General features: G+C 73.8%; 11 protein-coding genes. 8 read left to right on the forward strand and 3 right to left on the reverse strand.

Annotation, left to right across the window (positions count from 1 at the left end; all coding sequences use genetic code 11):
- Positions 1 to 6 precede the first annotated feature (6 nt).
- The gene (locus tag J116_RS16975) at positions 7 to 423 is read right to left on the reverse strand and encodes a hypothetical protein (protein ID WP_023588272.1); all 417 of its coding nucleotides are present in this window, start codon (positions 421 to 423) and stop codon (positions 7 to 9) included.
- Between the two features lie 303 nt (positions 424 to 726).
- On the opposite strand from J116_RS16975, the gene J116_RS16980 reads away from it, so the two are divergent.
- Positions 727 to 1374 carry an HAD family hydrolase gene (locus tag J116_RS16980; RefSeq protein ID WP_023588273.1) on the forward strand — a complete coding sequence of 216 codons (648 nt, stop codon included), beginning with the start codon at positions 727 to 729 and terminating at the stop codon, positions 1372 to 1374.
- Between the two features lie 16 nt (positions 1375 to 1390).
- On the opposite strand, the gene J116_RS16985 is transcribed toward J116_RS16980, so the two are convergent.
- Positions 1391 to 2731: a hypothetical protein gene (locus tag J116_RS16985; RefSeq protein WP_023588274.1), complete on the reverse strand. Its 1341-nt coding sequence runs from the start codon at positions 2729 to 2731 to the stop codon at positions 1391 to 1393.
- A gap of 159 nt (positions 2732 to 2890) precedes the next feature.
- On the opposite strand from J116_RS16985, the gene J116_RS16990 reads away from it, so the two are divergent.
- The 6 genes from J116_RS16990 (at position 2891) to J116_RS17015 (ending at position 10095) form a co-directional block, all read left to right on the forward strand.
- Entirely contained in the window at positions 2891 to 3250 is a 360-nt protein-coding gene (locus J116_RS16990) for a hypothetical protein (protein ID WP_023588275.1), read from the forward strand.
- The gene (locus J116_RS16995; protein ID WP_023588276.1) at positions 3247 to 3444 is read left to right on the forward strand and encodes a hypothetical protein; all 198 of its coding nucleotides are present in this window, start codon (positions 3247 to 3249) and stop codon (positions 3442 to 3444) included. The genes J116_RS16990 and J116_RS16995 overlap by 4 nt, the downstream gene beginning before the upstream one ends.
- A gap of 255 nt (positions 3445 to 3699) precedes the next feature.
- On the forward strand, positions 3700 to 4266 hold the full coding sequence (locus J116_RS17000; protein ID WP_161492124.1) for a phospholipase: 567 nt from the start codon (positions 3700 to 3702) through the stop codon (positions 4264 to 4266).
- A gap of 513 nt (positions 4267 to 4779) precedes the next feature.
- A complete protein-coding gene (gene mfd / locus J116_RS17005) occupies positions 4780 to 8310 on the forward strand; it encodes a transcription-repair coupling factor (RefSeq protein ID WP_023588278.1) in 3531 nt (1176 codons plus the stop codon).
- Between the two features lie 101 nt (positions 8311 to 8411).
- The gene (locus tag J116_RS17010; RefSeq protein ID WP_023588279.1) at positions 8412 to 9119 is read left to right on the forward strand and encodes an HNH endonuclease family protein; all 708 of its coding nucleotides are present in this window, start codon (positions 8412 to 8414) and stop codon (positions 9117 to 9119) included.
- A 226-nt stretch (positions 9120 to 9345) separates the two neighbouring features.
- Positions 9346 to 10095, forward strand: a complete 750-nt coding sequence (locus tag J116_RS17015; protein ID WP_028964159.1) for a GNAT family N-acetyltransferase — start codon at positions 9346 to 9348, stop codon at positions 10093 to 10095.
- Positions 10096 to 10176: 81 nt separating this feature from the next.
- Here J116_RS17015 and J116_RS17020 read toward each other — a convergent pair whose 3' ends face one another.
- Positions 10177 to 10959, reverse strand: a complete 783-nt coding sequence (locus tag J116_RS17020) for a DUF4190 domain-containing protein (protein WP_023588281.1) — start codon at positions 10957 to 10959, stop codon at positions 10177 to 10179.
- A gap of 100 nt (positions 10960 to 11059) precedes the next feature.
- Here J116_RS17020 and J116_RS17025 point away from each other — a divergent pair, with 100 nt between their 5' ends.
- The gene (locus J116_RS17025) at positions 11060 to 13189 is read left to right on the forward strand and encodes an N-6 DNA methylase (RefSeq protein WP_023588282.1); all 2130 of its coding nucleotides are present in this window, start codon (positions 11060 to 11062) and stop codon (positions 13187 to 13189) included.
- The last annotated feature ends 134 nt before the right edge of the window (positions 13190 to 13323 follow it).

Here is a 13323-nt window from a genome sequence, read left to right on the forward strand (position 1 = left end):
CTCCCCCTACTTGATCGCGTTCCAGACGCGGGACACGGAGAAGTCGGCCACGATCTTCTGCTCGTCCTTGGCGTGGGCGGACCGTGAGTAGTCGAGGTGGTTGGAGATGTGCGCGCACGCGTCCTTCAGCGTGGCCAGCTTCGTGGCCCACGCGTCGTGTACCGCGCGCATGGCCCCGCCCATGCCGAGGCCGTCGGCGGCCAGCTCGGACGCGGCCTCGGCGGTGGCCGCGCGGGCGTGATCGCCGTCGCGGGACACCGCCTCACGAAGGTCCCTCGCCATGTCACCGAGGCTGCCCAGGACGCGGTCGTGGACGACGAGGTCCGCGTCCACCGCCGGTCCGCGCGCGTCCGGCGGCAGTTGGTTGAGCCTCATGCGCGTCGCCGCGTCCTGCTTCGCCTGTTCCCAGTCGCCCCATGCCATGAGCCCCGCCCCCGGTTGCCGATCGGTGTCGTCGCTGTGTGTCACGTGCCTATCACGGCAACGTAGCCATGATTCGCTTGGTGGGCCAAGGGTGGCCGGTTTACGGCGCGTTGTGGGCCGGGAGCTGCGCATCGGCGTTCCGTGCCTGCCGGAGCAGGTGCACCCCCGCTCCGCAGCATGTCGCGCCCTCACCTCGCGCATGCCGCGCCGAACTCGTCAGACACGCCGGAGCCTGCGGACGGTGCGGGGCGCCCGTGGCGCGTTCCGCAGCACGGCGCCGCATCGGGTACGTAGGCTGGCCGGATGATCCGTGTGGTAGCGCTCGACATCGGGGAGACCCTCGTACGCGACGACCGGTACTGGGGCGGCTGGGCCGACTGGCTCGGGGTTCCGCGCCACACGCTGTCCGCGCTGGTGGGTGCGGTCGTGGCGCAGGGGCGGCACAACACCGACGCGCTGCGGCTGCTGCGGCCGGGCCTCGATGTCGGAGCCGAGTACCGGGCGCGTGAGGCCGCCGGGTGCGGGGAGCGACTCGACGAGGGCGACCTGTACGAAGACGTGCGCCCCGCCCTCGCCGCGCTCCGGGATGCCGGGGTCCGCGTCGTCGTCGCCGGCAACCAGACGCCGAAGGCGGGCGCCCTGCTGCGGGACCTCGACCTGCCCGCCGACGCCCTCGCGACCAGCGGCGAATGGGGCTGCGCCAAGCCGTCGCCGGAGTTCTTCGCCCGGGTCGTCCAGGCCGCCGGGGTCCTGCCGGAGGAGACGTTGTACGTGGGGGACCACCCCTTCAGGGACGTGTACCCGGCCTCGGCGTGCGGCCTTCGGACCGCGCACCTCCGCCGGGGCCCGTGGGGCCACTACTGGGCCGACGACCCCGAGGTGAGGGCGGCGGCGGACTACTCGGTCGGCTCCCTGCACGAGGTCGTGGACCTCGTACGCGCCGGGTGCTGATCCAATGCCCGCGCACTCACGCCGCCTTCAGCGCGGCCACATCGCGGGCGCGTTCCTCCAGGTGGCGGGCGGCGGGCAGCGCGCGGTACGGGGGCAGGGCCCGCAGGAGCGTCGCCAGATGGGCGTCGCCACGGGCCGAGGACAGGCCCAGGTACGCGTCCAGGAACGTGTGCCATGTCCCGCACGCCGCCTCCACGTGCCGCATCCGGAACTGCCGCTCCGCGATCACGCCCAGGCAGTGCAGCCGCCCCTCCCGCTCCTCCCCGGCGCGGGCCGCGTTGGAGCGGCGCAGGCTCCTGACCGAGCCCTCCCCGTCGCCCAGGCACCACCTGACGTGCGCCTCGTGGAAGAAGTACGCCGCCTCGTCGTAGCCGCCGACCGCGTCCCGCCGGTTGTCCGCCCTCGCCAGCGCGGCCTCCGTCTCGCCCAGCCGGGCCAGCGCGCCACGCCGGTCGCCCACCATCGCGGAGGCGTGCGCCTGCTGGCCGCGCAGGAAGGCCACGAGCCGCGGCCCCGCCGAAGGCGCCGCGGCGGCGGCCCCGTCGGCCAGTTCCAGCGCCTTCGGCCCGTACCCGAGGTGCGACGCCTGGAGGCTCATGCCGCGCAGGGTCCGGCAGTACGTGACATGGTCCTCCGCCTCGCCTGCCAGCCGCAGCGCCTTGACGTAGTACCGCTGCCCGAGGCCCTGCCGCTCCTCGTACATGGCCATCCAACCGGTCAGGTAGACCAGGTCGGCCGCCGCGGCGCGCATGTCGCGCCGTACGCGCTCGGGGCCGGACGCCTTCAGGTACGGGCCGACCGTGTTCGCCAGGAACGCGGCGGCCATGGGACGGGCGTGCCCGGCGCCGATCTCGTCCAGGATCTCCGCGACCTTGTCCGTCATACGCCGTACGGTCACCACGTCACCGCCCCCGATCCGCACGGCCCGCCCCGCCCGTACCGCGTCGGCCCGCCCCACCAGCTCCCGGAACCCCGGCACCAGCAACGTCGCGCTGTACAACCCGGCCCCCAGCACACCCCGCCGTGACGGGTCCATGTCGGCCAGGCTCAGCTCCATCACCCCCGTCGCGACATCGGGTTCCGTGCCGGGCCACGCGCTCGCGCCCCAGCCCAGTTCGGCACTCGTGACCGGGCGGCCCAGCAGTCGCCCCAGCGCCTCAGCCACGGCGGGGCGCGCCTCCGCCTTCGGCACGCTTCCCTTCAGCCAGTGGGAGACGGCGGACTTGTCGTATCGCAGCCGCAGCCCGAGTTCCGTGCCTGCCGCGTTCACCTTGCGGGCGAGCTGTTCGTTGCCGATGCCGGCCTCGGCCATCAGCCGCGCCAGCGCCTCGTTGGGTGTGCGTGTCCGTGCCGCCATCGTCGAACCCCCGAGCGTTCAACCCGTTCAACCGGACCTCCAGCGTGCCCGGTTCTCCTTGGGGCGGTACCCGCGTTGGATGAATGTCAGCCGCACGGGGTGATGGCCGGAAGCGCCGCCCCCTGCCGGTTCCGCACGCCTACTCCACCGGGGACGCACATGACGAACACACAGGTCTCTCACGCGCCGGACGCGCCTCCACCGCCGAGCGCCCGCCAGATCGGCGAGGACGTGAAGCTCGCGCTCCTGCTCGCCTCCGTACGACCCACCGGGGACCTGGCCGACGCGGTGCGGGAGCGGCTGCGGGGGTACATCCGGGGCTGTGCCGGGCATGCCGAGGCACGGGCGCGAGGGCTGGCCGACGGGCGGGAGCGGGGCATCGCCGTGCGAGGGGTCGCGCACGCGCGGGCCGTCGCCGAGGACGCCGTGCACGACCCCGCCGCGAACCTGCGGCTGCTTGCCACGGGTGCTCGGATGGTCCTCCGGTACGGCTCCGGGGGCGCCGGAGCCGTACGGTGAGCGCCGCGCCGCTCGCGCCCGGCGCCCGGGTCATCGACACCGCCCGCATGAAGGTCGCCACCGTCACCGGGCCGCCCGACCGGGGCGGCTGGTACCCGCTCGCCGGCGTCTACGTGGACGCCTCCTGGAGGGCCCGCGCGCTGACGCTCGTGCCGCTGCCGCCGCCCCGGGGCGAAAACCTGTTGGGGGGCTGAGGGGCCGGCTGGTACTCAGGGAGGGCCGTTTCTTCGCGGGGTCCCTCACGGGGGTGGGGACCCGGCGGAGAGGCGGTCCCGTATATCCCGTTCATCCCGCGCGGAATTCCTTATTCCTTGAGGTTTTCCTGAGCTTCCCCGTGTGCGCGGCGAGCTTTTACATTTCGCTTTACTGGTGCGGCTCTCTGTCGTAGTGTTCTTCCCGGCCGCAGGGGAATGCGGCCGTCACACGATTGTGCACGGGGAAGAGTTCAAGTGAATAAAGCGCGAAGCGCCTTCGGTGGCGCTGTGCTCGCGGGTGTCATCGGCTTCACGTCGATGGCCCCGGCCGTCGCCGCGACGCCGGTGAGCGGGAAGGCCGTGACCGGGCCGACCGCGGCCATGGCGGGCGTGACCCCCATGGCGAGCAAGGCCGACCGCATCAAGCGGCTGGGCAAGCTGACCGTCAAGGGACAGACCTCCCTCGACGCCTGGTTCGCCGGCCTCGGCCAGTACCGGAAGGGAAAGAACCCGTACAAGTTCAACTGGTCCACCGACGGCTGTTCCAAGGCCCCGGAGAAGATTCCGGGCGGGTACGATTTCACGTTTCCGTGCCACCGGCATGACTTCGGATACCGGAACTACAAGAGCCTCGTCGGTGTGTCGAAATTCCGCAGCCAGCACAAGAAGCGGATCGACGACGTGTTCCTCCAGGACATGAAGCAGGTGTGCAACGCGCGCTTCTGGGCCGACCCGCTGACCCCGGCCGGCCGGAAGAAGGCGAAGGCCGCCTGCCTCAAGACGGCTGACAAGTACTACGCCGCCGTGCGCGCCCTGGGCTGACCGCCCGGGCGAGGGCCGCACCTGCGCTGACCGTCCAGGTACCCGGGCGGCCGGCCCGCGCCCCGGGCCCGGCTGCCCGGCGCGTGTACCTCACCGCCCCGTGGCGACCGCTTCCCTGCGGGCCGCCACGGGGCGTCCCCGCTCCCGGTGCCTGCCCGTGTGCGTCCGGCACGCCCCTGCCCGCCCGCCGCTCGCCGTCGACGGCGTTCCGCTCGCGCGTCCGTCCCCTCCGGAAGGCGCAGTCCGCTCCCGGTACCAGTCCGTCACCGGGCGCGTACCCGTCCTCGGGGGACTGCCTGCCGCCGGGCGACTGCCTGCGCCCGCGCACGCGCCCGTCGCGCGCACCGGCCTGTCCAGGGACCGGATGGCCCGTGCCGCAGCCCGCCCGCGCCCCGACCGTGTTCCGGCGCGGGTGTCGGTGCTCGGGCGTAGGCTGAAAGAACCCGGCCCGTACTCCGCGTCGGGTCTTTCGTGTTGCCCACCCTCCACATGACCCCAGGGACGGAAAGCTCCATGAGCCTGCACGGTCTGCTCGACGCCGTCGTCAAGGACCCCGCCCTCGCCGAGGCCGTCAAGGCCGCCGCCGACGGGCACCGGGCCCATGTCGATCTGGTCGGCCCCCCGGCGGCGCGGCCCTTCGCGGTGGCGGCGCTGGCCAGGGACGCCGGGCGGCCCGTGCTCGCGGTGACCGCGACCGGCCGGGAGGCCGAGGACCTGGCGGCCGCGCTGCGCAGCCTCCTCGACCCCGACCGCGTCGTGGACTACCCGTCCTGGGAGACCCTGCCCCACGAGCGGCTGTCCCCGCGCAGCGACACGGTCGGGCGGCGCCTGGCCGTGCTGCGCCGCCTCGCGCACCCCTCGCCCGACGACCCGGCGGCGGGCCCCGTCCAGGTGGTCGTCGCCCCGGTGCGTTCCGTGCTCCAGCCGCAGGTCAAGGGCCTCGGCGACCTGGAGCCCGTCAGCCTCAGGACCGGGCAGAGCGCCGACCTGGACGCGATCGTGGAGGGCCTCGCGGCCGCCGCGTACCAGCGGGTGGAGCTGGTGGAGAAGCGCGGCGAGTTCGCGGTGCGCGGCGGCATCCTGGACGTCTTCCCGCCGACCGAGGAACACCCCGTACGCATCGAGTTCTGGGGCGACGACGTCGAGGAGATCCGCTACTTCAAGGTCGCCGACCAGCGGTCCCTGGAGGTCGCGGAGCACGGCCTGTGGGCGCCGCCCTGCCGCGAGCTGCTGCTGACCGCGCAGGTCAGGGAGCGGGCCGCCGCGCTCGCCGAGGCCCACCCCGAGCTGGGCGAACTGCTCGGCAAGATCGCGGAAGGGATCGCCGTCGAGGGCATGGAGTCCCTCGCGCCGGTCCTCGTGGACGACATGGAGCTGCTGCTCGACGTGCTGCCGCAGGGCTCGATGGCCGTCGTCTGCGACCCGGAGCGGGTACGGACCCGGGCCGCCGACCTGGTGGCCACCTCGCAGGAGTTCCTCCAGGCGTCGTGGGCGGCCACGGCGGGCGGCGGGGAGGCCCCGATCGACGTGGGCGCCGCGTCCCTGTGGTCCATCGCGGACGTCCGGGACCGGGCCCGCGAGCTGGGCATCCCCTGGTGGACGGTGTCGCCGTTCGCGCCCGACGCGGAGCTGGAGGCCGACACGATCCAGCTGGGCATGCACGCCCCGGAGGCGTACCGGGGCGACACGGCCCGCGCGCTCGCCGACACGAAGGGCTGGCTCGCCGACGGCTGGCGCACGGTCTACGTGACGGAGGCGCACGGCCCCGCGGCCCGTACGGTCGAGGTGCTCGGCGGCGAGGGCATCGCCGCCCGGCTCGACGGTGAGCTGAAGGAGATCACCCCGTCCGTGGTGCACGTGGCGTGCGGGTCGGTCGAGCACGGATTCGTCGACGCGGGGCTGAAGCTCGCCGTGCTGACGGAGACCGACCTGACCGGGCAGAAGGCGGCGGGCAAGGACGGCCGCCGCATGCCGACGCGCCGCCGCAAGACCATCGACCCGCTCACCCTGGAGGCGGGCGACTACATCGTCCACGAGCAGCACGGCGTCGGCCGGTACATCGAGATGGTCCAGCGGACCGTGCAGGGCGCCACGCGCGAGTACCTGCTCGTCGAGTACGCCCCCGCCAAGCGCGGCCAGCCCGGCGACCGGCTGTACATCCCGACCGACCAGCTGGAGCAGGTCACCAAGTACGTCGGCGGCGAGGCGCCCACCCTGCACCGGCTCGGCGGCGCCGACTGGACCAAGACGAAGGCGCGCGCGAAGAAGGCCGTCAAGGAGATCGCCGCCGACCTGATCAAGCTGTACTCGGCGCGGATGGCGGCGCCCGGCCACGCCTTCGGCCCGGACACGCCGTGGCAGCGGGAGCTGGAGGACGCCTTCCCGTACGCGGAGACGCCCGACCAGCTGTCCACCATCGCCGAGGTGAAGGAGGACATGGAGAAGTCGGTCCCCATGGACCGGCTGATCTGCGGCGACGTCGGCTACGGCAAGACGGAGATCGCCGTACGGGCCGCGTTCAAGGCCGTGCAGGACGGCAAGCAGGTCGCCGTCCTCGTCCCGACGACGCTCCTCGTGCAGCAGCACTTCGGCACGTTCTCGGAGCGGTACGCGCAGTTCCCCGTCGTCGTGAAGGCACTCTCCCGCTTCCAGTCGGACGCGGAGGCGAAGGCGACGCTGGAGGGGCTGCGGGAGGGCTCCGTCGACGTCGTCATCGGCACGCACCGGCTGTTCTCGTCCGAGACGAAGTTCAAGGACCTGGGCCTGGTCATCGTGGACGAGGAGCAGCGCTTCGGCGTCGAGCACAAGGAGCAGCTGAAGAAGCTCCGCGCCAACGTGGACGTGCTGACGATGTCCGCGACGCCCATCCCTCGCACCCTGGAGATGGCCGTCACCGGCATCCGCGAGATGTCCACCATCACCACCCCGCCCGAGGAGCGGCACCCGGTCCTCACCTTCGTCGGCCCGTACGAGGAGAAGCAGATCGGCGCCGCGATCCGCCGCGAACTCCTCCGCGAGGGCCAGGTGTTCTACATCCACAACCGGGTCGAGTCCATCGACCGGGCCGCCGCTCGCCTGCGCGAGATCGTGCCCGAGGCGCGGATCGCGACGGCCCACGGCCAGATGTCGGAGCAGGCGCTGGAGCAGGTCGTCGTGGACTTCTGGGAGAAGAAGTTCGACGTGCTCGTCTCCACGACGATCGTCGAGTCCGGCATCGACATCTCCAACGCCAACACCCTGATCGTGGAGCGCGGCGACAACTTCGGCCTGTCGCAGCTGCACCAGCTGCGCGGCCGCGTCGGCCGGGGCCGCGAGCGCGGGTACGCGTACTTCCTGTACCCGCCGGAGAAGCCGCTCACGGAGACCGCGCACGAGCGGCTCGCGACGATCGCCCAGCACACGGAGATGGGCGCGGGCATGTACGTCGCCATGAAGGACCTGGAGATCCGCGGCGCGGGCAACCTGCTGGGCGGCGAGCAGTCCGGCCACATCGCCGGGGTCGGCTTCGACCTGTACGTACGGATGGTGGGCGAGGCCGTCGCCGACTACCGGGCGTCCCTGGAGGGCGGCGTGGAGGAGGAGCCGCCGCTGGAGGTCAAGATCGAGCTGCCGGTCGACGCGCACGTCCCGCACGACTACGCGCCCGGCGAGCGGCTGCGCCTCCAGGCGTACCGGGCCATCGCCTCCGCCAACTCGGAGGAGGACATCAAGGCCGTACGGGAGGAGCTGACGGACCGGTACGGCAAGCTTCCCGAGCCGGTCGAGAACCTGCTCCTCGTGGCAGGGCTGCGGATGCTGGCGCGGGCCTGCGGGGTCGGCGAGATCGTCCTGCAGGGCAGCAACATCCGCTTCGCGCCCGTGGAGCTGCGCGAGTCGCAGGAGCTGCGCCTGAAGCGGCTGTACCCGCGTACGGTCATCAAGGCCCCGGCCCACCAGATCCTGGTGCCGCGCCCCACGACCGGCACGATCGGCGGCAAGCCGGTGGTGGGCCGCGAACTGCTGGCGTGGACGGGCGAGTTCCTGACGACGATCCTGGGGTCGTAGGGGTCGTAGGGGTCGTAGAGGACGTAGCCAGGGGCTTCCCCAGGGGGTACGGGGAGCGGGGGCCTACGGGGGCCGGCGCGTGGCCTCCTAGGATCTCGACCATGCCGACCATCGCCAGCGCCGCCGCCCGCCGCCCCCTCGCCTTCGCGCTGGTGGCCGCCGCCCTCGCCGTCTCCGGGTGCGACGCGATTGGTCAGGGCGGGGGCTCCGGGGCGTCCAGTGGCTCCGGCGGCGGGGCGGCCGGTTCCGCGCTGGCCGCCGTCGAGACGCTGACCGTCAAGGGCCGGGCGCCGAGGACCGGTTACGAGCGGGAGAAGTTCGGCCGCCCCTGGGCGGACACGGACGGTAACGGCTGCGGGACCCGCGAGGACATCCTCGTACGGGACGCGACCGGCGTGCGCCACAAGGAGGGCGACCGCTGCAAGGTGGCGCGCGGGACCATCGCCGCCGACCCGTACACGGGGCGGCGCATCGAGTTCCGGCGCGGTGACGGCAAGGTGGACATAGACCACGTCGTGGCCCTGTCGGACGCCTGGCAGAAGGGCGCCCACCGGTGGGACGCGGACAAGCGGCTGCGGTTCGCCAACGACCCGCTGAACCTGCTGGCCGTGGACTCGTCCGCCAACCGCCGCAAGGGCGACGGCGACACGGCGACCTGGCTGCCGCCGTCGAAGGCGTACCGCTGCCCGTACGTGGCGCGGCAGGTCGCGGTGAAGAAGAAGTACGGGGTGTGGGTCACCGCCGCCGAACGGGACGCGATGCGGCGGGTCCTCAAGGGCTGCCCGGGCGAACCGCTGCCCCGGTCCTGACCGTTCCGGCCCCCTGACCATCCCGGCCCCTGACCGTGCCGGCTGGCCCGGCCGCCCGGTGCGCTGGCCTCCCGGCTGCCCGGGCCACTGGCCTTCCGGTCGCCCGACCGTACCGGCCGCCCGGGCCACTGGCCTCCCGGCTGCCCGGCCGCATGACCGTCCCGGCTGCCCCGCCGTCCCGGAAACCCCGTGGCGGCGCGAGCCGACGCGTGCCTAGCCTCGGCGTATGGATGTGAAGATCGTCAGTCTGGCCGAGCGGCCGGAACTGCTGGACGCGCTGTGGGCGATGCCCAACCTGTGGCCGGAGTTCATGCTCCAGGACCAGGTGTCGAACCTCGGCTACCCGTGGATGGTCACCGAGGCGCCCGAGTACGTGTCCCTGGCGCTGGACGCGGACGGACGGGTCGTGGCGCGGTCGTTCAGCGTGCCGTTCGCGCTGCGCGCCGAGGGGCGCGACGGGGTGCTGCCGACGCGGGGCTGGGACCAGGTGCTGGGATGGGCGATGGCGGACCGGCGGGCCGGCCGGGCGCCGGACACGGTGAGCGCCATCGAGATCGCGGTCGCCCGGGACATGCTGGGCCGGGGGCTGTCGGCGCGGATGCTCGCCGCGATGCGCGACAACGCCCGGGAGCGGGGCTTCACGGAGGTCGTGGCGCCGGTGCGGCCCAGCGGCAAGCACCTGGAGCCGCGCACGCCGATGGCCGAGTACGCGTTCCGTACGCGCCCGGAGGACGGGCTGCCGCACGACCCGTGGCTGAGGGTCCACGTCCGCGCGGGCGGTGTGATCGACTCGGTCGCCCCGGCGTCCATGACGATCGGCGGGGCCGTGGAGGCGTGGCGGGAGTGGACCGGCCTGCCGTTCGACGAGGACGGGCCGGTGGAGGTGCCGTTCGCGCTGACACCGGTCCGCTGCGAGGCGTCGCACGGGTACGCGGTGTACGTCGAGCCGAACGTATGGGTGCGCCACCGGGTGTGAACCCGGCGGCACGTGCCCGGAGAACAGCGGTGTGCGGCGTGCGGGGGCCGCACGCCGCACACCCCGTACGGGGCATTCGGCTCAGAACTTGAGCTCCCACTGCTGGGCCTCGTAGTCCAGGCCCGGGGTGACCTCGACGGTGAGCGTCTTGGCGTCGGCCGGGACGCTGAAGGCGAAGACGCCGGTGGCCTTCTTGCCGGGCGCGACCGAGCCGGTCACACCGTCCAGGCCCTCGTCGAAGATCTGCTCGGCGGTGACGCCCGCCTCGCCCGCGCGGGCCTCCAGGATCACCGTGTCGGCGTTGAACTTCTCCTTGCTGCCGTTCTCGATGAGGAGGGTGACCTTGTACGCCTTGTTGCCCTTGGTGTGGCCGACGTTGTACTCGCTCGGCTCGAAGGACTTCGCCGCGGACAGGCTGATCTGAAGGTCGTCGTCGTAGACGATCGCCTCGTCGGCGGCCAGCAGTTCGGGCACCGCGGCGCCGTCCGTGCCGTCCGTGCCGCCCGCGTCACCCGCGGCGGCCGAGCCCTTGTCGGCGCCCGTCGGTGCCGGGGCGGTCCTCGACAGCTCCTTGTTGACGTCGTCCACCACCTTGTCGACGGCCATGGCGGTCATGATGCCGAACACGATGGAGAGGATCAGGCCGATCAGGCCGAGGATGGTGCCGGAGATCGCCACGCCCTTGTTGGTGGCGGCGCCGCGCTTGGCACGGCCCATGCCGACCGCGCCCAGGATCAGGCCCAGCAGGGCGAGGATGCCGCCCAGCCAGAACAGCAGCGGGATGATCGCGAAGATCACGCCCAGGATGCCGAGCACCAGGCCGGCCGTGCCGAGAATCAGACCAGACCTTGTGAACCGAGTCAACACGATTTCACTTCACTGTCTTTACTCACACTGTGAAACGATGTCAGGGGATGACCGCCCATAGGATGCGGACACATCGCGGACGGAGGGAGCGGCCGACGTGCCGGACAACGCGAACGCAGCAGAGGTGACCGCCGCCGAGATCGCCAGACTGGCCGGAGTCGGGCGCGCCGCCGTGAGCAACTGGCGCCGCCGCCACCCCGACTTCCCCAAGCCCGTCGGCGGCACCGAGACCAGCCCGTCGTTCGCGCTGACCGACGTCGAGGACTGGCTGCGCGCCCAGGGCAAACTCGCCGAAGTGCCCCTGCGGGAAAGGGTCTGGCAGCAGGTCGCGGGACACCCCGGAGGTGCGGCCACCGCCCTCGTCCACACGGGCTGCGCGCTCCTCCTCGTCCATGAGCACCCCGCCCTGTGGCCCGCCGGGGACCGGGTCTCCGACGACCACCTCGCCGCGCTCATGCCCCCCGTCCTCGACCGCGCCCTCACCACGCGCCTGGGCTCCCGCCGCCCCGTCGCCACGCCCACCGCCGAGGCGCTCGCCCCGTCCGTGCCGCTGCTGCGCGCCGCCGTCGAACTCGCCGCCGACACGGGGGGCGCCCCGGCCGCGTACGAGTTCCTGATCGGCCGCCACCTCGACGCCGCTCCCCGCCACTTCACCCTGACGCCACCCGGCCCCGCGGCCCTCATGGCCGCGCTCGCCGCCCCGCCCGGCCGCGTCGAGCGTCCCACCGTCCTCGACCCCGCGTGCGGTACGGGTGCCCTGCTGCGCGCCGTCGAGGCGCCCGCCGCCCTCTACGCCCAGGAGGCCGACCCCGACCTGGCCGCCCTCAGCGCGCTGCGCCTCGCCCTGCACACCGGCGCCGAGCTGCACGCGCGCGCGGGGGACGCCCTGCGGGCCGACGCCCACCCGCACCTGGCCGCCGACGCGGTCCTGTGCCACCCGCCGTTCAACGAACGCAACTGGGGCCACGAGGAACTGGCCTACGACCCGCGCTGGGAGTACGGCTTCCCCGCCCGCACGGAGTCCGAGCTCGCCTGGGTGCAGCACGCCCTCGCCCGCCTGCGCCCCGGCGGCACCGCCGTACTGCTCATGCCGCCCGCCGCCGCGTCCCGCCGCTCGGGCCGCCGCATCCGCGCCGACCTGCTGCGGCGCGGCGCCCTCCGCGCGGTCGTCGCCCTTCCGGCCGGCGCCGCGCCCCCGTACGGCATCCCGCTCCACCTGTGGGTGCTGCGCAAGCCGGGCGCCGCCTCACCGTCGCCGGAACTGCTGCTCGTCGACACATCCACGTGCGGCGCGGCCGGGCGCGACCGGCTCGACTGGCAGGCCGTCCACACCGCCGTACTGGACGCGTGGAAGCCGTTCGACCGGCACGGCACCGCGCCGCAGCGGCCCGGCATCAGCCGCTCCGTGCCCGTCATCGACCTGCTGGACGACGACGTGGACCTGGCGCCCGCCCGCCACCTGCCGCCCCCCGCGGCGAGCGGCGGCGCGGCCGAGCTGGCCACCGTCGCCGACCGTCTGGCCGCGCAGCTGCGCCGTACCGCCGAACTCACCCCGCCGCCCGGCCGCATCACCGCGGCCGAGCCCGCACCGGCACCCGTCACGGGCACGGGGGCCCGGGCACCCGGCGTCACGGTCGGGGAACTCGCCCGCAGCGGGGCCCTGCGCCTCCACGCGGGCGGCACGGGCACCGCTCCGGCGTCCGGCACCGGGTTCGGCTCCCGCACCGGCGCCCGTACGCCGGCCGCCCGCCCCCGTGTCCTCACCGAGCAGGACGTCCTCACCGGCCAGGAGCCCAGCGGCACACTTCCCGAAGGCGCGGGCGGTGAGGACCCCGTGCTGCTGCGCACCGGCGACGTCGTCGTCCCCGTCCTCGGCGGCGGCCCCGTCGCGCGCGTGGTGGACGAGTCCGCCGCCGGTGCCGCCCTGGGGCGCAACCTGCACCTCCTGCGCCCCGACCCGGCCGCGCTCGACCCCTGGTTCCTCGCCGGATTCCTGCGCGGCACCGCCAACCAGCGGCAGGCCAGCAGTTACGCCTCCACCGCGACCCGCGTGGACGTGCGCCGCCTCCAACTGCCGCGCCTCCCGCTGGCCGAGCAGCGCCGGTACGGCGAACGGTTCCGCGCGCTCGCCGAGTTCGAACAGGCCCTGCGCCAGGTGGGCCGCCTGGGCGAGCGGCTGGTGCGCGGCATGTACGACGGGCTGACGGACGGCACGCTGGAGGCGTGACCGGGCGGGTGCGCGGGTGTGCGGGCGCCGAGGGCGTGCGCGGGGGTGTACGTGGGCCGGGCGAGCGGGCGCGGGGGCGTACGCGGTGGCGGCCGGGAACGTGCGGGGTTTGCGGGCGCCGGGCGTGCGCGGGG

The organism is Streptomyces thermolilacinus SPC6 (genome assembly GCF_000478605.2).
In the GTDB taxonomy this organism is placed as follows: Bacteria; Actinomycetota; Actinomycetes; order Streptomycetales; family Streptomycetaceae; genus Streptomyces; species Streptomyces thermolilacinus.